Here is a 24,667-nt window from a genome sequence, read left to right as displayed (position 1 = left end):
AACCCAGTTAATGACCTGCCAGTACCTCAAGACCAACAGTTCAGCGTTGAAGAAGACGGCACACTTATTTTCACTGATGCTGACCTATTAACAGGTGCGACTGATATTGAAGGCGACAACCTAACGGTTGAGGGCATCACTTATGAAGGCACTGATGGCGTACTGACTGACTTGGGTGAGGGATCATATAGCTTTGCTCCAAACGAAAACTTCAATGGTGATGTGAGCTTTAGCTTCGATGTGTCAGACGGTACCGATACCGTGTCTGCAAACATTGATGTTAGCGTGACTCCTGAGAACGATCCGCCTGTTGCGGGCTCAACGTCCTACACGGTGAATGAAGATAATTCGATTACCATTTCTGATGCACAACTATTGGCAACATCTTCAGATATTGAAGGTGATGTATCGATAGACAGCGTGACTTACTCTGGTAGCGACGGTGTCCTCGAAATCAATGGTAACGGCACTTACACCTTCTCGCCAAATGAGAACTTCAGCGGTGAAATTGCACTGGATGTGGTTGTTGCTGATGAAGATGGTGCGACCGACTCAACGACCGCGGGCATCAATGTTCTTGAAGTGAACGATCCGCCGGTTGCAGGCCCTACGTCTTACACCATTGATGAAGACTCAGTACTTACCTTCAGTGAGTCTCAAGTGTTGCTTAACGCCTCAGATGTAGAAGGGGATGTTGATCTTGTTGGTATTAGCTACGATGGCCCTGAGGGTATCTTCTCAGTAAATGGTGACGGCACTTGCAGCTTCGCTCCAAATGAGAACTTTAATGGCCAAGTTCAGCTTGATGTCACCATTCGTGATGAAGATGGTGCAGAAGTGGAAACCGTCATCAATGTTGACGTATTACCAATCAATGATGCGCCAGTGTCTGGTGATTTGGCTTACAACGTTAACGAAGATGGTTCAATCACACTGAGCCAAGATCAGCTGTTGTCTCAAGCGTCCGATGTAGAAGGCGAAGATCTAACCGCAAGTGACTTAACAGTTGGTGGTGATGCGACGGTTGTAGCTAACGATGACGGCAGTTTCACCATCACACCAGATGCGAACTTCAATGGTGACATTGATATTCAATTCAACATCACTGACGGTACTGACACGGTTCAAGCAACCGCCGATCTTACTGTTAACCCAGTTAATGACTTGCCGGTTCCTCAAGACCAACAATTCAGTATCGCAGAAGACGGTACGCTTCAATTTACAGACGCCGACTTACTTACCGGTGCCACCGATATTGATGGCGACGACTTAACCGTTGAAGGTATTAGCTATACAGGTGGTGATGGCGTACTGACCGACCACGGTGATGGTACTTATACCTTTGCGCCAAACGAGAACTTCAATGGCGATGTGAACTTCAGTTTCGATGTGTCTGATGGCACAGAAACAGTCAGCGCTAACATTGATGTGATTGTGACTCCTGAGAACGATCCGCCAGTTGCGGGTTCAACCTCATACATGGTCAATGAAGACAATGCCATCACAATTTCTGATGAACAGTTGCTAGCTAACTCTTCGGATATTGAAGGTGCGGTGTCGGTTGATACTGTGACTTACAGTGGCACTGATGGTGTGTTCCAAGATAACGGCGATGGCAGCTATACCTTCCTTCCTAATGAAAACTTCAGCGGTGATATCAGCCTTGATGTGATTGTTGCAGATGAAGAAGGTGCAATTGATGAAACCACAGCAGGTATTACCGTTCTTGAAGTGAACGATCCACCAGTTGCGGGTCCAACGTCATACACCATTGACGAAGATTCGGTTCTGACGTTCAGTGAATCTCAGATTCTTGTGAATGCTTCGGATATCGAAGGCGATGTAGAACTTGTTGGCATTAACTACGATGGCTCTGACGGTATCTTCACTGTAAATGGTGATGGTACATGCAGCTTTGCACCCAACGAAAACTTCAATGGTCAGGTTCAACTGGGTGTGACCATTCAAGATGAAGATGGCGCAACGGTTGAAACACGCATTAACGTTGATGTATTGCCAATCAATGATGCGCCAGTATCGGGCGATTTGGCTTACACCATCAATGAAGATAGCTCCATCACGCTAAGCCAAGAGCAATTGCTAGCAAGAGCAGGTGATATCGATAGCGATAACTTAGAAGCTATCAATCTATCTACTGATGAAAATGCGACCATCCAACACAATGATGATGGTAGCTACACCATCACACCGAACGCAGATTACAACGGTGACCTAGATCTGAACTTCGATATCATCGATAACGATGGTGGTTCAGTTCAAGTTGGCCTAGACATTAGCGTGAATCCGGTTAATGACTTGCCACAAGCGCAAGATCAACAGTTCACGATTGAAGAAGACGGTACGTTACTCTTCACCGATGCTGACCTGCTTGTAGGCGCGTCGGATGTTGATGGTGACGAGCTGTCGATTGAAAACGTGCTCTACACTGGTGCAGATGGTGTTCTTAGCGATAATGGCGACGGCACATATAGCTTTGCTCCAAACGAGAACTTCAATGGTGATGTTCAATTCTCATTCGATGTCTCTGACGGTACTGATTCAACATCAGCTGTTATTGATGTCAGCGTAACGCCTGAGAATGACCCACCAGTAGCGGGCTCAACATCGTACACAGTTCAAGAAGATGGCCAAATCACGATCAGTGATGAGCAATTATTGGCAAACTCTTCCGATGTAGAAGGTGATGTTTCACTGTCTGGAGTATCGTACTCCGGTGATGACGGCTCTTTTGTTGATAATGGCAATGGTACTTACACCTTTACGCCAAATGAAAACTTCGATGGTGATATTTCACTAGACGTTGTTGTCGTTGACGAAGACGGTGCAACCGCAACCACAACCGCTGGCATCGATGTTATCGCTGTGAATGACGGACCTGAAACTTCGGGCATTCAGGCTGAAGTCGATGAAGATAATTCAATCACCATTACTCAAGAGCAGTTACTCGCTAATGCGACCGATGTTGAAGGTGATGAGTTAACGGCATCTAACCTACAAACCAACGATCCAGATGCGACAATTGTTACTAATGACGATGGTTCATTCACTATTACGCACACAGAAAACTTCAATGGCGAGTTGGACTTCACATACAGCATCAGTGATGGTGAGAATGAAGTTCTGACGACACTCGACTTGACGGTTAACCCTGTCAACGATGCGCCAGAAGCGGGCGATGAAATCTTCATCCAAGCGCAAGAAGACCAAACAGTTGGTGTGACACTTCGTGAAGAACCAGCACTACGTTTAGACCAAGCGCCAGAAAACGGCATCATTGAAGCAAATGTTAATGACGAATGGGTGGTACTGGAAGTAGGACAAGAAGTTCCTGCAGATACCGAAGTGCGCTTTGTTCCAAGTGAAGATGCTCTTGCTGAAGGTACACACACCACACAAATCGGTACGTTTGACGATAACGCGAGTGTGGATGATTGGGGTACAGAAGTTGACCCTTATACGCGTGAGTTCTCAGATGGTGACTTAACGGTAACTGTTCAAAGTAACGATGACCCTCTTGGTGCCTGGAATGGCAACACCCACATTGGTCATGGTATCGGTGATACTGACCGCCAAGGCTTAAGTGGTGATGAGAAACTGACGGTTTCAGTTGAAGGTCAAGACATCAATGAAATCAGTTTCCACCTAGATGGTTTGGGTGGCTGGTTCATGGAAGAGTCTCGTCACTTTACAGAAGTAGAAATCAAAGCGTTCAATGAGGATGGCGACCTAATTGACTCGATGACTTACCACAAAGAAGACCGTGGTACTTTCGAGACAGATTACACGCTAACGGTTGATCAACCAGTGTCCTACTTTGAGCTCGGTACCGTGCAAGGTAATGGTACTTACGTCGTTCAAAACATGACAGTGTCACAAACTTGTCATGATGAAGCGGTGTTTACATCGATTGGTGTAGATGGCTCAGAGATTACTGAAACGGTTGAGTTGAATATCCATGCGGGTGACAACGAAATCGAGTTAACGGCTGATCTTCCGAATATTACTGTCGATACCGATGGTTCTGCCCAGTTTGCTTCGGTTGTGATTACCGAAGAGCAACTACTGGCGCAAGCATCTGATATTGATGGCGACGACCTTGATATTGAAAATCTAGAGCTAGTGGGTGAAAACTCAGAGTATGCAACACTCACCGATAATGGTGATGGCACTTGGACGGTAACACCGGATGAAAACTTCCATGGTGAAATCGAACTTGGTTACCAAGTTACCGATGGTGAGCTGACAGACAGCAATATCATCAATATCAATTTTGAATCAGTAAATGATGCGCCAATCGTTTCTGGCCCGATTGTTCTATCAACAGATGAAGATGAAGGTATCACGTTCAGTGCAGATGACTTGCTAGCGAACACCACAGATGTGGAAGGCGATACGCTGTCTATTTCTGACATCACTTACGGTGGTGATAACGGTGAGCTAGTTGATAACGGCGATGGTACGTTTACCTTCATGCCGAATGAAAACTTCAATGGTGAAATCGACATCGACTACAAGGTGTTTGATGGAACTGATGAAGTTGCAACGCATCTAGACCTAACGGTCGTACCAGTCAATGATGTGCCGGTTCCGGGTGAACCATTGCACACCCAAATGCTTGAAAACGGCTCCATGATCATCGAAGCGAAAGACCTATTGTCTGGTGCTACCGATGTTGATGGCGACATTCTTCATGTCGAAAACCTATTACTTGCAGACCAAACGCAAGGTACGTTAACGGATAACGGTGATAATACCTTTACCTTCGAACCTGCAGAAGACTTCTACGGTGAAGTGAATCTGACTTTCGATATCAGTGATGGCCAAGCAAGCGCACCAAGTACAGCAAGAGTTGACGTTGAAATTGTCAATGAAGGCCCAGAGGTTAGTGGTCCAATTGAAGCCGCTGTTGATGAAGATGGTTCAATCACTATCACTCAAGAGGATCTGTTAGCGAATGCGACGGATGTCGATGGCGACAACCTTGAAGCCGTTAACTTAGCGACCAACGATCCAAATGCGGTTGTTGTAGAAAACCCAGACGGTAGCTTCACTATTACACCAAGTGCAGATTTCTTTGGTGAGATTGAGTTTACTTATGATGTCACTGACGCGATCGAAACTGTTGCGGCTGACCTCAACCTAACCGTAAACCCTATCAACGATGCTCCAGACGTGCCTGACATGTCTTTCACTACGGAAGACGGTCAAGCGATTACCATTACCGAAGCTGAACTATTAGCACAAGCGACAGACATTGAAGGCGACGAACTGTCAGTTGTGAATGTGACGAGTGCAAGCGACACGGTAGAAGTCACAGACAATGGCGATGGAACATACACATTAACACCAGAGCAGGGCTTCTTCGGTAACGTTGACTTAGCGTTTGATGTGAGCGATGGCACTGATGTGGTTGCCGCAAACATCGACCTAAAAGTTGAGTTCGTCAACGATGCGCCAGAAGCGACGCCAATGGTGGCAGATGTCGACGAAGATGGTTCAATCCTCGTTACACAAGAAATGTTGTTGGAGAACGCGAGCGACCAAGATGGCGATGAGTTGTTTGCAAGCGCGCTTGAAACTAACGATCCAAATGCCAGCATTGTAGACAATGGTGATGGCACGTACACAGTGACACCTTCAGAGAACTTCAATGGCGATATTGCATTCACTTATGAGGTGAGCGACGGTGAGCTGAGCACGTCTAATGATATGACATTGACCGTTAATCCGGTGAATGACATTCCAATTGTTGCTCCAGGAATGTACCACATCGAAGAGGATGGCAGCATCCTGTTCACTCAAGAAGATCTATTGAGTGCTGCAATTGATATTGATGGCGACGACCTAAGCGTTACCAGCATCAATTACTCTGGTGATGAAGGCACAGTAACCGACAACGGCGATGGCACGTTCAGCTTCGTTCCTGAAGAGCACTTCAGTGGTGATCTGCAGTTCAGCTTTACTGTGACAGACGGTACGGATGAAGTTGAACAAGACATTAATGTTCACATTGAAGCAGTTGCTGATGCGCCTGACTTAGTTATCACGGATGGTGATGGTGTTAACGTCGACGACCAGGCGATTTTGGTTGAGCCAGGCGGTATTGTTGAACTGAACATTGCTGCGGCACTTGTCGACCAAGACTTGTCTGAAACACTCACTGTTACAGTAGATGGTGTGCCAGAAGGTTCGGTTATTCAATACGATAACGAAGGCGTTCTGAATGACCAAGAGAACGGTATCACCAGTTACAACGACACTGAAATCACAGTAACGTTTGAAGGTGAGACGGCTGGCTACCAAAACGCTGCGGGTTACTACAAAGTAGACGAAGACGGCAACATCACAGGTGTTGAAGTTGTTTACGAAAACGCATCACAAGTTGGTGGTGGCGGCGACCTTGTTCCAGGGCAAGATCAATTCAGCTTCCAAGTCGAGGAAGGTGAGAGCTTTAACCTGTTCTTAATTCCAAACGGACATCAGCACAACGACTTTGATGCGATGCAAGACGGTCAGTACGAGTTCCGTGCTGAGGATGGTTCGCCTGCGAACATGGATACGGTTGATCCTCAACTTGTCTTTGTGGCTGCTGATGGAACCGAGACAGTGATTCAAGGCCAAAATGGTGACGCGATCTTCCATGGTGGTTCAAGCTCTCAGCTAAACCAAGATGGTATCGAACATACTCGTACTACGGTTAATGAAGACGGCGAGCTGGTTTACGGATTTGAAGATTTGTATGGCGGCGGAGATGCTGACTATTCTGACTTCAACTTCACAATCGATGTCGGTGAAGTGAACAGCCAAATCTACAGCGGTGAAGTAACGGTTGGCCCTGATGGTACGGTGAACTTACCAACAACGGCTATCGAAAATGCGTTACAAATCCAGTTACCAGAAGACTTCAATGAGCAGCTTGAAGTTCATGTAACCGCAACTGCGACAGAGTTATCGAATGATGATTCTGAAACGGTATCTCAAACCATCTACATTAACGCGACAGGCGCGCACATTGAGCACGCACCTGAAGCACTTCCGGTTTCTGCAACGGTTGAAGAAGATGGTTCAATCATCATTACGCAAGAAGACTTATTGGCTAATGCGCGTGATTTAGATGGCGATCAGTTGACGGCTCTGAATTTAGCAACCGATGATGAGAGCGTTACGATTACCGATAACGGTGATGGTACGTACACATTAACGCCAGATGCTGATTTCAATGGCGATGTGAGCTTTACGTTTGATGTGTCTGATGGTGACGATGTTGTCTCTACCAACCTTGAGTTAACAGTTTCACCAGTAAATGACGGTCCAGAAGCACAAGACCACGCATTCACAGTCGGCGAAGATGGCGTGTTAACGTTCAATGACCAAGACCTATTAACAGGTGCAACGGACATTGAAGGGGACGACCTAAGTGTTGAAGGTGTAACTTACACTGGCGCAGATGGTGTCCTAACCGATAATGGCGATGGCACCTACAGTTTCGCGCCGAATGAAAACTTCAATGGCGATGTGAACTTCTCGTTCAATGTATCAGATGGAACCGATACGGTAACCGCTAACATTGATGTGAGCGTGACGCCAGAGAATGATCCTCCGGTTGCGGGTAGCACGTCTTACACGGTTCATGAAGACAACTCTATTACGATCAGTAACGAACAATTGCTAGCGAACTCTTCGGATATCGAAGGCGAAGTCGCAATTGATAACGTGACTTACAGTGGTAGCGACGGTGTTCTGGAAATCAACGGTGACGGCACATATACCTTCTCTCCAAACGAGAACTTCAATGGCGAAGTTAGCCTAGATGTTGTCGTGACGGATGAAGATGGCGCGACTGAAGCAACAACGGCGGGTATTACAGTCCTTGAGGTGAACGATCCGCCAGTTGCTGGCCCAACGTCATACACCATCGATGAAGATTCAGTACTGACTTTCAATGAGTCTCAAGTTCTGTTGAACGCTTCTGATATTGAAGGTGATGTTGAGCTTGTTGAGATCAACTACGATGGCCCAGACGGTATCTTCTCTATCAATGGTGACGGTACATGTAGCTTCGCTCCGAATGAAAACTTCAACGGCCAAGTGCAGTTGGATGTGACCATTCAAGATGAAGACGGCGCTCAAGTTGATACGTTTATTACGGTTGATGTATTACCAATCAACGACGTGCCAGTATCAGGCGACCTGGCATACAGTGTTGAGGAAGACGGTTCGATTACCTTGAGCCAAGAGCAGCTTCTTTCTCAAGCAAGCGATGTAGACGGAGACGACCTTACTGCTTCTAACTTGATTGTTGATGGAGACGCGACGGTTGTTGCTAACGATGACGGCAGCTTTACCATTACGCCAGATGCGAACTTCAATGGTGACATTGACCTAACGTTCGACATTAGCGACGGTACAGATACGCTTGTTGCGACGGCTGACCTAACCGTCAATCCAGTTAATGACCTTCCACAACCACAAGACCAAACGTTCAGCATTGGCGAAGATGGCGTCTTGAACTTCACTGACGAAGACTTGCTGACAGGGGCGACCGACATTGATGGGGATGACCTATCGGTTGAAGGCGTTACTTACACAGGTGCGGACGGTGTTCTTACTGATAATGGCGACGGAAGCTACAGCTTTGCGCCAAACGAGAACTTCAATGGTGATGTGAACTTCAGTTTTGATGTGTCAGATGGCACGGATACGGTTCAAGCCAACATTGATGTCAGCGTGACACCAGAGAATGATCCACCGGTTGCAGGTAGCACGTCTTACACCGTTCATGAAGACAACTCAATTACCATCAGCGACGAACAGTTACTTGCTAACTCTTCGGACATTGAAGGTGATGTGGCCGTTGACAGCGTGACTTACACTGGCGCTGATGGTGTCTTTGAAGACAACGGTGACGGTACTTACACCTTCTCACCAAACGAAAACTTCAACGGCGAAGTTAGCCTTGATGTTGTCGTTACCGATGAAGAGGGCGCAACTGAAGCGACCACCGCGGGTATTACTGTACTTGAGGTGAACGATCCACCAATCGCAGGCTCAACCAGCTACTCAGTCAACGAGGACGAAGTTATCACCATCAGTTCAGAGCAACTGTTGGCAAACGCTTCTGATATCGAAGGTGAAGTGGCGATTGATAGCGTTAACTACACAGGTTCAGACGGTATCTTTACCGACAATGGTGACGGAACATTTAGCTTCGCACCAAACGCGAACTTCGATGGTGATGTAAGCCTGGATGTTGTCGTTACTGATGAAGATGGTGCAACTGTAGCGACCAACGCAAGCATTGACGTTCTGCCTGTGAACGATGCTCCGGTATCGGGCGACTTGGCGTACAGCGTGGACGAAGATGGTTCAATTACCTTGAGCCAAGAGCAATTACTTGCTCAAGCGAGTGATGTTGACGGCGATGACTTAACAGCGGCTAACCTGACCGTTGGTGGTGATGCGACAGTTACAGCAAACGATGACGGTAGCTTTACTATCACACCAGATGCGAACTTCAATGGCGACATTGATTTGAACTTCGACATTACCGATGGTGATGCGACGCTTCAAGCAACGGCTGATCTTACCGTTAACCCTGTCAATGACTTGCCAACAGTCGGTGAGCCACAGTTTGTGACTCAAGAAGACACCAGCTTTACCTTTACAGAAGAGCAACTGCTGCAAAATGCGGGCGACATTGATGGCGATAACCTATCGGTTGAAAATGTGGCTTCAGATAGCGGTACTTTGGTTGATAACGGCGACGGTACTTACACATTCGCACCGAATGAAAACTTCGACGGCAATGTGAACGTGACGTTCGACGTGAATGACGGTACAGCGACAGTACCAGCAGAAGCGACGATTGATGTTCAATCTGTGGTTGATATGCCAGAGCTGTCGATTGCTTCTGACCTAGTGATTGCTTCAGACAACTTCGAGTCTGGCTCAAACGGCTGGAATACCGGTACTGAAAGCTCACAAGGCTTCGAATCAGGTGACATGCTAGGTCGTATTGGTGGCACTGGTGGCGATGAAGCTGTCAGCAAAACTTACGACATTCCAAGTGATGTGAGCGAAGTTAATATCTCGTTCAGTTTCTACGAAATTGATTCTTGGGATGGTGAGTCATTCCAAATCTTTGTCGGCGGCGAAGAGCTTACTTCGTTAGATAACTCGGCGTTCCAAACTCAAGATGGCACTACAACGTTGTACGATTCAGCGGGCAATGAAGTGGGTGAAGTTGTTCACGGCGTGTCGCAAGGTGAAGGCTTTAGTGGTTGGAACGACCAAGCACATCAAATCAACCTAACGGTGCCAGTAGAAGACGGCCAACTTGAACTTGGCTTCGGTTCAACCCTGAATCAAAGCGTCGATGACGAGGCGTTTGGTATCGACAACATCGAAATCACAGTGTCTGACGCGGATTACCAAATCATTGGTACTGAAGACACACCTGTACCACTTGATATTGATGCAGCTCTAACAGATACCGATGGCTCAGAAAACCTTGCTATCTTGATTGAAGACGTGCCAGAAGGCAGCTCGCTTTCTGCAGGTACCGATAACGGTGATGGCACTTGGTCATTGCAACCAGGCGAGCTAGAAGGGCTAGAGTTTATCCCTTCAGGTGACTTCAATGGTGATGTGGTTCTAACTGTGAATGCAACATCAACAGATGTTGATACCGGTACAACCGCAACAGCTACGCAAGACGTGACGATTCACATCTCACCTGCGAACGATGCTCCAGAAGTTGACGGTGATATTAGTGCCGTTACAGCCGAAGATAACAGCATCACGCTAACTCAAGAGCAGTTGCTAGAGCACGCTGTTGACATTGATGGTGATGATTTATCAGCAATCAACCTAACTACCAATGATGAAAATGCGACCGTTCAAATGAACGACGATGGCAGCTTCACCATTACACCGAGTGAAAACTTCAACGGTAATATCGAATTTAGTTACGATGTAACCGATGGAGAAGACATGGTCGCGGCTGGCCTAGACTTGACGGTAACACCTGTCAATGATGCGCCAGAGCCACAAGACCAAGCATTCACTATTGGTGAAGATGGGGTTCTTAACTTCACTGACGCTGACCTGTTAACGGGTGCGACGGATGTTGAAGGTGATGACCTAACAGTCGAAGGTGTGACATACACTGGTGCTGATGGTGTGCTTACCGACAATGGTGACGGAAGCTACAGCTTTGCGCCAAACGAGAACTTCAATGGTGATGTGAACTTCAGCTTTGATGTGTCAGATGGCACGGATACGGTTCAAGCCAACATTGATGTGAGCGTGACGCCTGAGAACGATCCACCAGTGGCGGGTAGCACGTCTTACACTGTGCATGAAGACAACTCAATCACGATCAGTAACGAACAGCTATTAGCCAACTCTTCAGATATTGAAGGTGAGGTTGCGATTGATAGCGTGACTTACACTGGCAGTGATGGTGTGTTCGAAGACAACGGTGACGGCACTTACACCTTCTCGCCAAACGAGAACTTCAATGGTGATGTGAGCTTAGCGGTTGTTGTTACCGATGAAGAAGGGGCAACAGAAGCGACCACCGCGGGAATCACCGTACTTGAGGTGAACGATCCGCCAATCGCAGGCTCAACCAGCTACTCAGTCAACGAAGATGAAGTTATCACCATCAGTGCAGAGCAACTGTTGGCGAACTCTTCTGATATTGAAGGTGAAGTGGCGATTGATAGTGTTACTTACACAGGCGCTGACGGTATCTTTACTGACAACGGCAACGGCACATTCAGCTTTGCACCGAACGCAAACTTCGATGGCGATGTTAGCCTCGATGTAGTGGTGACAGATGAAGACGGTGCGACAGTAGCCACCAGCGCAAGTATTGATGTTCTTCCAATTAATGATCCACCAGTATCGGGTGACTTGGCATACAGCATTGATGAAGATGGTTCGATTACTCTGACTCAAGAGCAGTTGCTGTCTCAAGCATCTGATGTGGATGGCGATGATCTGACCGCAAGCAACTTAAGCGCAGGCGATAATGCAACCGTTGTTGATAATGGCGATGGCACCTTTACGGTAACGCCAGATGCGAACTTCAATGGCGATATCGACCTAAGCTTTGATATTTCGGACGGCACCGAGTCGATTGTGGCGAACGCCGATCTGACGGTAAACCCAGTCAACGACTTGCCAACGACATCTGATGTTTATGCGAACGTTGATGAAGATAATGTCATCACTATCACGCAGGAGCAGTTACTTGCGAATGCCGCTGATATTGAGGGCGATGACCTTGTCGCTTCCGACTTAACCTTAGTGGGCGACGATGCAACGATTGTCGACAATGGCGATGGCACGTTCTCAATCACTCCAAGCGAAAACTTCAATGGCTACATCGATGTTGCCTACAGCATCAGCGATGGCGACACACCAATTGCCGCTAACTTAGGCTTAACCGTTGACCCAGTTAACGACGCGCCAATTGTTTCTGCTGATGTGGCGATAACCATTGAAGAAGACGGTTCATACACCATTACTCAAGAAGAGCTCCTACAATTCGCGACTGACATCGAAGACGATGACATGACCGCAATTATCGGAGAGCAGGGCGATGAAACAACCGTAACCGGTACAGTGTTGGATGCTGAAACTGGCAATCCAATCGCAGGTGCGGATGTTACGCTAACCGACAACGCAGGTCATTCTTACACAGCGGTGACCGATCAATCTGGTAACTACTCTGTGAGCGGTCCAGTTGTTGACCAAGGTACCGTTACGATTGAACAAGAAGGCTCAATTACTAACAGCTTCCTAGTTCCAGCAGGCGAAGATACCAATGGTGGCGTGACTGCAATATCTGAAGTCCTTGAAGAAACAGATATGCGTATCGTGGTCACATGGGGTGACAGTCCACGTGATATGGACAACCACCTATGGCTCTACGATACAGAGAATGGCAGTGAGCTAGACCATATTTACTATCGCGACATGAGCCATGATTTGGGTGAAGGTAATGTCGTTCAGCAAGATGTAGATGACACGAATGGCGGTGGTCCTGAAACCATCACTATTCCAAATTATCAAGATGCTGACATGCACTATTCAGTACACAACTACACCAGCAGAAGTTGGGATGTAGATGGTGTTGAAGATGTACAGGTTCAGGTATTTGTTGGCGATACATTGGTTGAAACCTTTAGCCCTGATTTATCTGAAAGCCCATCGGGTGACCACTGGCATGTATTTGATATCGTGAACGGCGTTATTGTTCCAAGCCAAGATGTAGGCAGCGAGAATGCGTTTGATTTACCAACGGCAGAAGAAGCGCTCGCGAATGAAAACGGCATTGATATCTCTGAATTGCTAACCGGCGAGGAAGGTGATGATTCTGGTGAAACGGGTGGTAACGAACCAAGTGTTGGAGATGTTTCCATTGAGAACGCTCTTATCACTGACAATGGTGATGGTACTTACACCATTACACCGGAAGAGAACTTCAATGGTGAATTCTCGATTAGCTACAACGTAGACGATGGCAACGGTGGGGTTACTCCAGCGGAACTAGACGTGACCGTAACAGCAGTTAACGACCTTTCTGTAATTTACGACCACGACTACACCATTAATGAAGATGGTTCGCTGACCTTTACCGATGAACAGCTATTGGCTGGTGCAACGGATATTGATGGCGATGACCTTTCTGTCGAGTCGGTTAACTACGAAGGTACAGACGGTGTGTTCACGGATAACGGCGACGGTACTTATACCTTTGCTCCAAACGAGAACTTCAATGGTAATGTCGACCTAACTTACGATGTGAGTGATGGTACAGATGTTGTATCGGCGAATATTGATGTTCAAGTGGTTCCAATCAACGACGTACCGGTAGCGGGTTCTACGACTTACAGTGTTGAAGAAGACGGCAGTATCACCCTAAGCGATGCACAACTTCTAGCGAATAGCTCGGATGTTGAAGGGGAAGTGTTTGTCAGCGATGTAAGCTACAGCGGCACTGATGGTGTATTCACTGATAATGGTGATGGTACTTACACCTTTGCTCCAAACGAAAACTTTAACGGTGACATCAGTCTTGATGTCTCTGTTATGGATGAAGATGGCGCAACCGCTGAAACAACCGCAGGTATCGACGTCATTGCCGTTAATGACTTGCCAGTTGCAGGTTCAACGACCTACAGCGTTGACGAAGATAACGTGATTACCATCTCTGAAGCACAGCTTCTTGCGAACAGCTCAGACATTGAAGGTGATGTATCCGTTAGCGACGTTTCCTACTCAGGCGCAGACGGTATCTTTACTGACAATGGTGATGGTACTTACAGCTTCGCACCAAATGAAAACTTCAACGGCAATGTCAGCCTAGATGTCACCGTTGCTGATGAAGAGGGTGCAACGGCTGAAACCACTGCGGGTATTGAAGTTATCGCGGTTAACGACGCGCCAGTGTCAGGTGACTTGGCTTACTCAGTGGATGAAGATGGTTCAATCACACTAAGCCAAGAGCAGCTGCTTGCTCAAGCATCGGATGTGGACGGCGATGATCTTACCGCTGCCAACCTAACCGCCGGTGATAACGCGACCGTTACGGCAAACGATGATGGTTCATTTACCATTACCCCAGATGCTGACTTTAATGGCGATATTGACCTAAGCTTCGACCTTTCTGATGGTACTGAAACGGTTGTTGCAACGGCTGACCTTACTGTGAATCCAGTGAATGACATCGCAGTTGTAGAAGATGTCGCTTACACCATTGAAGAAGACGGTTCGCTTACCTTTACGGACGAGCAACTGCTAGCAGGTGCTTCTGATATTGATGGTGATGAGCTTTCAGTTGCCGACGTGTCTTACACTGGCGCAGAGGGTGTGTTTACCGACAATGGCGATGGAACCTACACCTTTGCACCGAACGAGAACTTCAACGGTGACGTAAGCCTAGACTTCTCAGTATCTGACGGTACAGAGACGGTCGATGCTAACATCGACGTAACGGTAACAGACGTTAACGATGCACCAGTGGCAGGCGCAACGTCTTACCAAATGAACGAAGATGGCACCATCACATTGAGCCCTGAGCAGTTGATTGCTAATAGCTCCGATGTGGACGGTGAAGTGTCGCTTGATAGCGTGAGCTACTCAGGTGCAGACGGTATCTTGGTTCAAAATGAAGATGGGTCGGTAACGTTCGCACCAAACGAAAACTTTAACGGCGACATCAACCTTGATGTGACGGTTATTGATGACGACGGTGCAACGGCTCAGACTACCGCTGGTATTGAAGTTATTGCAGTTAACGACGCACCAGTGGCCGGAAACGTGGCTTACTCGGTTGATGAAGACGGTTCAATTACGCTATCTCAAGAGCAGTTGCTGGCTAACGCATCCGATGTTGATGGTGATGCACTAACCGCAAGCAACCTATCTGCAGGTGACAATGCGACCGTAACAGCGAACGAAGATGGTTCATTTACTATCACTCCGGATGCTGATTTCAACGGTGACATTGATTTGAGCTTCGATGTTTCAGATGGCCTTGAAACTGTTCAAGCTGGCGTCGACCTAACGGTTAACCCAGTCAATGACCTACCAACAGCAGAAGACCAAAACTTTACCGTTGAGGAAGATGGAACGCTAATCTTCACGGATGCAGACCTACTAGCAGGCGCTGCAGACATTGACGGCGATGACTTGTCTATCACGGATGTGTCTTACACGGGTGCAGAGGGTGTGTTCACTGACAACGGTGACGGCACTTATAGCTTTGCTCCGAACGAGAACTTCAATGGCGATGTAAACCTTGGCTTCACAGTGACTGATGGCACTGAGACAGTCGATGCGAATATTGGTGTGACGGTAACGGATGTTAACGATGCGCCAGTAGCGGGTTCTACGTCTTACCAAATGAACGAAGATGGCACCATCACAATCAGCCCTGAGCAGTTAATTGCTAATAGCTCTGACGTTGATGGCGAAGTGTCGCTTGAAAGCGTGACTTACTCAGGCTCTGACGGCACCTTGGTTCAAAACGATAATGGGTCTGTGACCTTCACGCCAAACGAGAACTTTAATGGTGATATCAGCCTAGATGTGGTCGTGACCGATGATGACGGTGCAACGGCAACAACAACGGCAGGTATCGAAGTTCTGGATGTGAACGATGGACCTGAATCTGAGGATGTGAAACTAACCACAGCCGAAGACAGCACCATTCTTATCACACAAGACATGTTGTTAGCTCAAGCTACCGACATCGATAACACCGCAGACGAGCTGTCGGCTTCTGGTCTACAAATCGACCCTAGCTTGGGTGAGTTGCTAGATAACGAAGATGGTACTTGGTCATTTACACCAAACGAAAACTTCAATGGCGATGTGCCAATGACGTTTAACGTTAGCGATGGCCAAGAGACAATTTCAGTCGACGGCAACATCGATGTTACGCCAGTGAATGATGCACCTGAAGCGCCAACCATTGAGATGCAAGGCGAAGAAGATGTGGTCATGGTGATTGACCCTGCTTACATCGCGGGTCAAGTGACAGACCTTGATGGCGACGAGATCAGCATTGAGAGCATCACAGTACGAGCACCAGCGAATGCGACCTTAACTCAGCAACCAGACGGCATGTATCACTTAGTGACTACTCAAGACTTTAATGGCTTAGTAGAACTCGGTTATCAAGCTACTGACGGTGAAGAAGTGGTTGATGGCTCGCTGAATGTGGATGTCATTCCGGTTAACGACGCACCATTCAATGTCGGCAACGCAATGATGACCACAGACGAAGATGGCGCGTTCACCTTCGATGCTGGCGACTTGATGAACTTGTTCGGTGACATTGATACCGCAGACCTTGTTGTTTCTCGCATTATCACCGCAGACGGTGAAGATGGCGGAGAAGTTACAGACAACGGTGATGGTACTTGGACATTCACACCAACAGGCGACTTTGCGGGTGTTTCTGACCTACAAGTTGTCGTGAGTGACGGTGAGTTCGAAACGGTTCTCGATGTTCCTGTGTACGTACGTCCTGTCGCAGATGGCGCGGTTATTTCAACTGACCATGACGGTCCATTAGTCTTCGGCGAAGATGAAACGGGTCACTTGGGACTGAACGTTGGCCTAGTCGATGATTCAGAAACACTAAGTAACTTGGTGATGACAGGTTTCCCTGTTGGATTCGAGGTAACAGATGGTGTGAATACCGTGATGATCACCGAGCCGGGTCAATACATCGACCTGTTCGACTGGGATATCTCAAACATTCAAATGACGCCGCCTGAAGACTTCCATGGTGAGTTCTTCGTAACCGTAAGCGCAACAACGGTTGATTACGGAGATGAGCCGGAAGCGTTTGATGATGGTATCGATTCAGGTGATTTCGAAACTGTGGCGGGTGATTCCATCATCCTAACGGCGGACGACCTAATTGGTTTGGCTGAGAATGTGGATGCAGACAGCGATGATGAAGTGAAACTGGTTCATCTTGCCGACCGCAGCCAAGGTGAGATTGTCGATAATGGCGATGGCACTTGGACGTTCACACCAGCACCAGGCTTCACGGGCGAAGCAGACATTGCGTACGTAGTTGATAAAGATGGCGTGCTTCATGATGAGCAAACTGGCGTAGTCGTGAAAGAAGGTGACTCGCAAGGGAATGCAGCACCAGAAGTTAACAGCATCACAACGACGGAAATCGCAGCGGATGCCACCTTGTCGTTCACTGATGAAGACATGTTAGCGAATCTGAGCGATGCAGAAGGCGACAGCTTGAGCATTGAGTCAGTAAGCTTGATGGAAGGTCAGGGCGTAATTGAGAGCGATAACCAAGGTAACTATCAATTCACTCCTGCTGAAGACTACACCGGCGATGTTCAAGTTGGGTTTATAGCGACCGATGGCGAAAATCGCATCGAAAGCTTCTTCAATGTGGATATCCAAAGTGGCGATGAAGCAGCGGCGAGCGAAGGTTATACCTTAGCTGATGATGGTTCACTAACTATCACGGATGCACAGCTGGTGGATGAGTTAGGCGTCAGTGATTCTGCACAAGTTGTTGATGTTGCAGACGCGAACGATGCTGGCTTCTTTGCTCAATCTGGTGAAGGTGAGTGGACTTACTGGCCGAACGAAGACTTCGATGGCAATTTAGCGATGAATGTTGAAGTTAACGACGGCGGTGAAGTATCAAGTCACAGCTTAAGCATCCAAGTTGAAGATGATTCAGTACAAAGTGATGAACCACAAGTCCAAGCTGCTCAAGCAACAGAAGAGCAACAAGTGGAAGTGGCTCAACAAGCTGATGACCAAGCTCAAGATGCTGAAACTGAAGACAGCGCAGCAGATGTAACTGCGGCGCCGGGCGATACTATCTCTATCTCGATTCCAGATGAGGTGAGTGGTAACGAATCGGTTGATTACGCTGATATGTCTGGCTTACCTGAGGGCGCTACTGTGAACAACGCACTGGATAACGGTGATGGTAGCTTCACAATCAGTGGCAACCTAGAGCAGCCTGTATCCGTTGAACTTCCAGAAGGTTATGAAGGTACTAGCGAGATCCAATTCCAAGGTTACGACGAATTGGGTAGTTCAATAGACGGTGCTAGCGGTTCTGTTGAGGTTGAGGTCGATGATCAATACACCATGCAAGGTTCTACTCAAGAGCAGCAACCAGACATGGCGGGTATGGAATCTGGAGGCAGCGACTGGACAAGTTCAGGTGGTCAAGATCAAGGTGTTGACTTCACGGACGACTCTGGAAGTTTCGATTCAGATTCTCAAACTGGAACCGATCAAGGCAACGACTTCGACCAAAGCTCGATTTAATCGAGAGGGCTTAGTTTTAGTCTGAACCGACATTTAGTCTAAACCGACAAGTAGATAGGGCAGCGTAAAGTTGCCCTCATTAAAGCCATGTAGAGTTATTGATACATGGCTTTTTTTTATTTATTTTTTTGTTTCGCTAAATAAACTTGAGAACAGGTAAATATGTCCTTAATTATTAGAAGGGTCCGTTAGACAGGAGGGACGACATGTATCGTTATGTCAGTTCACCGCAAGCGTCGAAGTACATAGTGCCACCGCCTCAACATCGAGAGTTGTCGAGTGTGGATGTGCCTGAGTCTGAATTAGAGATGCGAGAAATATTGAATAATTGGTTTGCTGATGGTTTAGCGCCCATTATTGAAAGTGACGATGACTACATCTCTGCGAGCGATCACGTTCGATTTGAAAAGCTTAGCCGCACCGTTGGGATGTTGTTGAGAAACAAAGATTATTATTTTGCGGCTAAACGGATTTTATCAGTGTGGGAACAAGATTGTCTTGAAACCACTTATATCAATTATCTCATTTTGCGCAGTGAGCGAGTCACTTCTTTAAGGTAAGTTAATGGTGTGGCATTTTTCATTAGGCATTAGCGACTTAGGGTTCGTGTGCTTACGATTTTTTTATTTTTCTAACGAATCAGCAAACAAAAAGGGCAAGCTTGGAGGCTCACCCTAAAGGTCTTTGTTTTGGCTTAACGTTATTTTCAACTAATTCTCAACTGGGTTACGACTTACACCCAACCATCAAATTTGAGTCGTTTTTGAATTCTTTCGACCGCTTCTTTCTGCATTTGTCTAACACGTTCATTAGAAACATTCACATCCAACATTTGTCCGACCTCAGACAGCGTTTTCACCTTGTTATCAAAGAAACCAAAACGGTGGATGAGCACCTTTTGTAATTTTGGAGGAAGTGTATAGATGATTTGTTCTAGAGCTTGGGTAAAGGATTGATCCTCACAATCTTGTTGAGGGTCTGGGATATATTCACTTTCGCATTGATCAAGCACCATAGGCGCATGGCTAGTTCCAACCGTTGTCGTCACGTCAATAAACCCGCTTAACGCCACCAGTTGATCGACGCGTTCGGCCTTTACACCTGAACTGTCTGATAGCTCAGAAATTGAAACCTCTTTACTCATTTTTTTGCTTGCATCGAGCTTTTTTGAGGCGAGGCTGTTTATTTCTTTACACACGTGGGCTGGCAATCGAACGGTTCGACCCGTGTTCATGAGTGCGGCTTCAATGTTTTCGCGGATCCACCAAACAGCATAGGTTGAAAAACGATAGCCTGGTTCTGGATCGTATTTGTCGATGGCCTTAATCAAGCCAATGTTGCCTTCCTCGATCAGGTCGAGCAGGGTGAAATTATTGCCTTTACGTTTTAGGTAACTCTTTGCGATTTTCACAACAAGGCGCAGGTTTGATTCGATCATGACATCACGCGCTTTTTTATCACCCGCGCGATTCAATTTTGCGTAATACACCTCATCTTCACGCGACAACAGATCAATGCCAACAATATCTTTCAGATAATGAGCATAAGGGTCTGCACTGGTAGAAAATGATTCGGTAATGGGTGTTTCATCCGTGAGCCCCTGAAACGCAGCAAAACTATCGTTGTTCATTTCCTTGTCCTTATCTAGCCGACTGAACGTTTTAGTTTTTTTTATTATGCTACCAAGTGATTAACGCTTGGTTTCATTAGAGTGTAGATAACAATTTCTTCTTTACCAATAAATAAAATGCAATTTCGTATGTTTATGTCACAAAAAGATCTACAAATATTTAACTATTTTGCATCTCATCAAGTGTGTTGGTTTTTCGTTTAAAACATTAAGACGGATAGTTTATAAAGCATGTGTTATACATCGGTTTATCTAGATAAATGACGTGAATTTATAGGTGTGGGTTAGAACTATAATTGAGAGGAGAAATGATGAGAAAAATGTTAAGAGTCGAGGTTCAATGTTTCCAAGCACCTCAACTCTTTTAGCTGTGTCGGCTGTTAAGTATCGCCATGCACGTTTTAATTCTATCGACTAATAAGTGCTAAGAACCTCATCGATTTGCTGATTAATGATCTTCATTTCGCTGTAGATAACCGAAAGATCATCATCTTGCGGCGCAAGCTTATTGAGTGTGTTTTGTTCTACTCTTTCCAATGCAACTGTGGCCGTTTCTTCACCAAAGCTGGCTAAAATGCCTTTTAAGGTGTGCACGGTAAAATGAAGCTTGCCCCAATCTTGTTGTTGAACCAACTCTTCGATCTCTTGTAGCGAATTGCCATGGTCTTCTTGATATGTAGACAAAACGGCGTAAATGACGTCTCTGTCATTGTCTAAATAGGCGTTTAAAGCATCAAAGTCTAGCATGTGGACTCCTGTCGGCTGAATGTTGAAAATGGGCTAGGCGGCTTAGTGGAAAAACCATACCTTGATGAATCACTAATCCATTGATTCCATTTTGGAGGAAGTTCTAACTGTAAGATTTCTTCTAGATAGTCGTCGCTAAGTTTCTCATCTATATGAGCTTTATTGACGGCGTATATATAGTCAAGTTTGGCGGCAACTGAATATGGGTAACTGTGAATGTAGTCCTTTATTTCTTGGATCGAACCCAAATTTTCAATGTTTATACACGTTGAAGGGTCGACATTTTTGGACTCAAGTTGGTGATTTATGGCTTCTCCACGAGATTTGAGACATTCCACTGTTAAATGATAAAGAGAGTACTCACCAAAGTGGGCGAGCATGGGTAATAACTGAGTGAGCAAATAAGTCGGTTGGCTGTGGAAATTGTTCGCTAACAGTGTCGAAGCTCTAATCACTTTTTTGTGGGCAATCTGAGGGCTATTTTCGATGAGCAATATGCTGCTCTGAAATAGGGCAAGGCTGGCCAAAACTTGCTGCTGTTGTTTTACCGGAAGTTTCAGGTTTACCAACTCGGTGAATTGGTTGGCGTGCTCAAGCAAAATACGTTTGTACTTTAGTTGCGTCTCGCGCTGATACGTTGCTTTTAAGGAATTAAAGTGCGCACCAATGGAATGGATGACATCAATGTCAGCAGCTGAAATGTGGGTTGCATACATCTCACCTAACTTTATGATCATATGTGTGTTATCTGCGTTCTCAGCTAAGTCGATGGCCCTGATTGCACGATGGCTGATGCTGGGAGTCATCTCAAATGCACGAATCGCTAATTTAAGAGCAGGCAGCAGCATTTTATGTTTTTCATAGATACAGCTTAAGCAGTCAATCACGCTCAATGAGAGTGGCTGTGCTATTAGAAAATTGTGGAGCTTATCTATGGCTAAATTTGGCTTGCCTAAGCTGTCGAGAATCAGCGCCTCAGCCACCAATTTGGTTGGGTGCATGTTGGTTTTGGAGTTGTTAATGACGCTAGAGAGTAACTGCCATTTCTTACCTGCAATTAAATGTTCAATCAATGTCGCTTCGAACTGAACGCTAGTACCATTAGGGGAGATCGCCAAAGCTTGAGCTAATCTCTCTTGACTGGCAATGGGATACAAATCATTCAGTTGGGTGAGTTTCTTTGAAACGGACACGGCACTTTGGATCTTTTTACCCAACGTTTGAGTATTAATCGGTTTAGAAACGAAGTGGTGTGCTTCACCTGAAAGGGCGGTTAATACTGTTTCCTGACGCATATCCCCAGAGAGCAAGATTGTCGCCACAGTATGATCGATGAGGCGGTTTCGATACAGAATGCCCAACAGCTCAAAGCCAGTAAAAGACTGTTCTAAGTGGTAGTCAATGAGGAGTACATGAAAAGAGTGTGTCTCGACCGCTTTAATGGCTTTTCGATAGTCGGTCGCAATAAAAATACAGTCGCGCGAAACTCCCAAACTAGCCAGTTGCTGCTTAATAAGTATTGTTGCGCTTTTAGAGTCGTCGACGATCAAAATTCGAAGGTCTGTTGGTAAGGTCAAATCCATTTTCCTTAATACCAAATGTTATTTTTTAATTTAGGTGTCAAGTTGCACATTGTCAAGGTGCCTATATCACATACAAACACTCAATAAACTATTGGTAATTAAAGAGTATTAGATAACATTTATGAAAGCCTTCAAACGCAGGTGACTTTTACCTGATTTTAGTGGGGTTATACGTGTTTTAGAAATAAAAAAGAGGCAAGCCGATAAGCTCACCTCTCTGTTTTATTGTTCGAGTTTTTATTCGAAATGTTGTTCTTTGCTTGAAGTTTTATTTACCGAAACTCTAGCGTTAATCACGCATGTTTAGAATCAATACTGCCGCTAGAGCCAAGAACGCCGTCATCATTAAGAACACATCGTTGTAAGCCATGATGGCTGCGTCACGTTGCATTGTGCCGAGCAAACTTGCTTGTGCCTGTTGCATCGCAGTTGCGGCATCACTTCCTGACTGAATGAAAAACGCTTGTTGTTGCTGAAGCGTCTGCCAACCAAGTTGACTCACTGAAGGTAGCGACTCCTTGATGTGTGCTAAGTGCTCACGGGTTTTGTTATCCAATAGCGTAGCGATAATCGCGATGCTGAAAGCGCCCCCTAAGTTCCGCATTACGTTGGTTAACGTTGATGCGTCTGGCGTGTCCATTTTGCTGATGTTCTTCATGGCAACCAAAGACAGCGGAACCATGATGAACGGACTACCAATAGCACGCAGAACCATAGATAAAATCAGCTGTTGCCCGCCAAAATCGATTGTCATGTGTGTATTTACGTAACAACTAAAACCGAACATCGCGAAGCCAAAGGTAACCAAGTACTTAGGCTTAATGATCTGTGTTAGCTTTGGCACAATTGGGAATATCAGAAGCTGTGGGAAACCCATCCACATTAGCACTTCACCAATTTCCATCGCGTTATATTGCTGAATTTGAGTGAGATACATCGGTAGAACATAGATAGAGCCGAGCAATGCCATTCCTAGAATCAAATAGGCGATACAAGACATCGCAAATTGCCCATCCCGCAATAGCCGCAGGTTAACCAATGGCTTCTTGTGTTGGAGTTCGTTTATCACGAAGTAAACCAAACTCACCGCCGACACGATACTCAAGCCAATAATAAAGCTCGAACTGAACCACTCTTCACGGTTACCTTCTTCTAACACCACTTCCAAACAACCTAGCCCTAATGCCATGGTGGCGATACCAAACCAATCGGCTTTTTTCAGCGTGCCAAGGTCGAGCTTTTCATCGTCCAAGCCATATCGGATCATGGTGATCACAAGCAAAGCTGGCGGAATATTGATGTAGAAAATATAGTGCCACGAGAAGTTCTCCGTCAGCCAGCCACCAAAGGTAGGGCCAATCGATGGAGCAAAGGTCGCGGTTACACCAAACAGTGCCATACCCACAGCACGCTTGTTGACCGGCAATAACTGAATCACCAGCGAGAAAGCAAGCGGGATTAGAGCACCACCACTGAAGCCTTGCATCGCGCGGAACACGATCATCGAGGTCATGTTCCAAGAGAACGAACACAACAAAGATGAAATGGTGAAAATGGCTGTCGTCCACGTGATATAACGGCGTTTACCGAGCGCTTTAGAAAGCCAACCACTGAGTGGGATAGCGATCATCTCTGCGACTAGGTAAGACGTAGAGATCCACGAGCTTTCATCCAAGGTGGCTGATAGCGCACCTTGAATATCTTTGAGAGACGAGTTGGTGATCTGAATATCCAAGATCGCCATAAACGCGCCAATCAAGCCGCCAAATAGGGCGATCCAATGGCGTCTCGAAACCTCGTCATCATCATTTGTTTGGGTGACAACACCAGCGTTACTCAT

At 46.4% G+C, this 24,667-nt stretch carries 6 protein-coding genes; 2 read left to right on the top strand and 4 right to left on the bottom strand.

What is annotated here, in order from left to right; translation table 11 throughout:
• Positions 1 to 18,867, top strand: an 18,867-nt coding sequence (locus A136_RS04655; protein ID WP_017064674.1) for a tandem-95 repeat protein, incomplete at its 5' end; no start/stop codon positions are given.
• Between the two features lie 206 nt (positions 18,868 to 19,073).
• A complete protein-coding gene (locus tag A136_RS04650) occupies positions 19,074 to 19,427 on the top strand; it encodes a hypothetical protein (protein ID WP_017060510.1) in 354 nt (117 codons plus the stop codon).
• A 173-nt stretch (positions 19,428 to 19,600) separates the two neighbouring features.
• On the opposite strand, the gene A136_RS04645 is transcribed toward A136_RS04650, so the two are convergent.
• The 4 genes from A136_RS04645 to A136_RS04630 all read right to left on the bottom strand — a co-directional run bounded on the left by A136_RS04645 (position 19,601) and on the right by A136_RS04630 (position 24,667).
• A complete protein-coding gene (locus A136_RS04645) occupies positions 19,601 to 20,497 on the bottom strand; it encodes a sigma-70 family RNA polymerase sigma factor (protein ID WP_017060509.1) in 897 nt (298 codons plus the stop codon).
• Between the two features lie 414 nt (positions 20,498 to 20,911).
• Positions 20,912 to 21,244, bottom strand: coding sequence for an Hpt domain-containing protein (locus A136_RS04640; protein WP_017060508.1), 333 nt, complete (start codon positions 21,242 to 21,244; stop codon positions 20,912 to 20,914).
• Positions 21,238 to 22,827: a response regulator gene (locus A136_RS04635; RefSeq protein ID WP_017064673.1), complete on the bottom strand. Its 1,590-nt coding sequence runs from the start codon at positions 22,825 to 22,827 to the stop codon at positions 21,238 to 21,240. The genes A136_RS04640 and A136_RS04635 overlap by 7 nt, the downstream gene beginning before the upstream one ends.
• A 289-nt stretch (positions 22,828 to 23,116) precedes the next feature.
• Positions 23,117 to 24,667 (bottom strand): DHA2 family efflux MFS transporter permease subunit, encoded by a 1,551-nt coding sequence (locus tag A136_RS04630; RefSeq protein WP_017060506.1) that lies wholly within the window; start codon positions 24,665 to 24,667, stop codon positions 23,117 to 23,119.

The organism is Vibrio crassostreae 9ZC13 (genome assembly GCF_000272045.2).
Classification (GTDB): domain Bacteria; phylum Pseudomonadota; class Gammaproteobacteria; order Enterobacterales; family Vibrionaceae; genus Vibrio; species Vibrio crassostreae_C.
The sequence above is the reverse complement of the archived record's forward strand: the minus strand, read 5'-3'. Positions and strand labels throughout refer to the sequence as shown.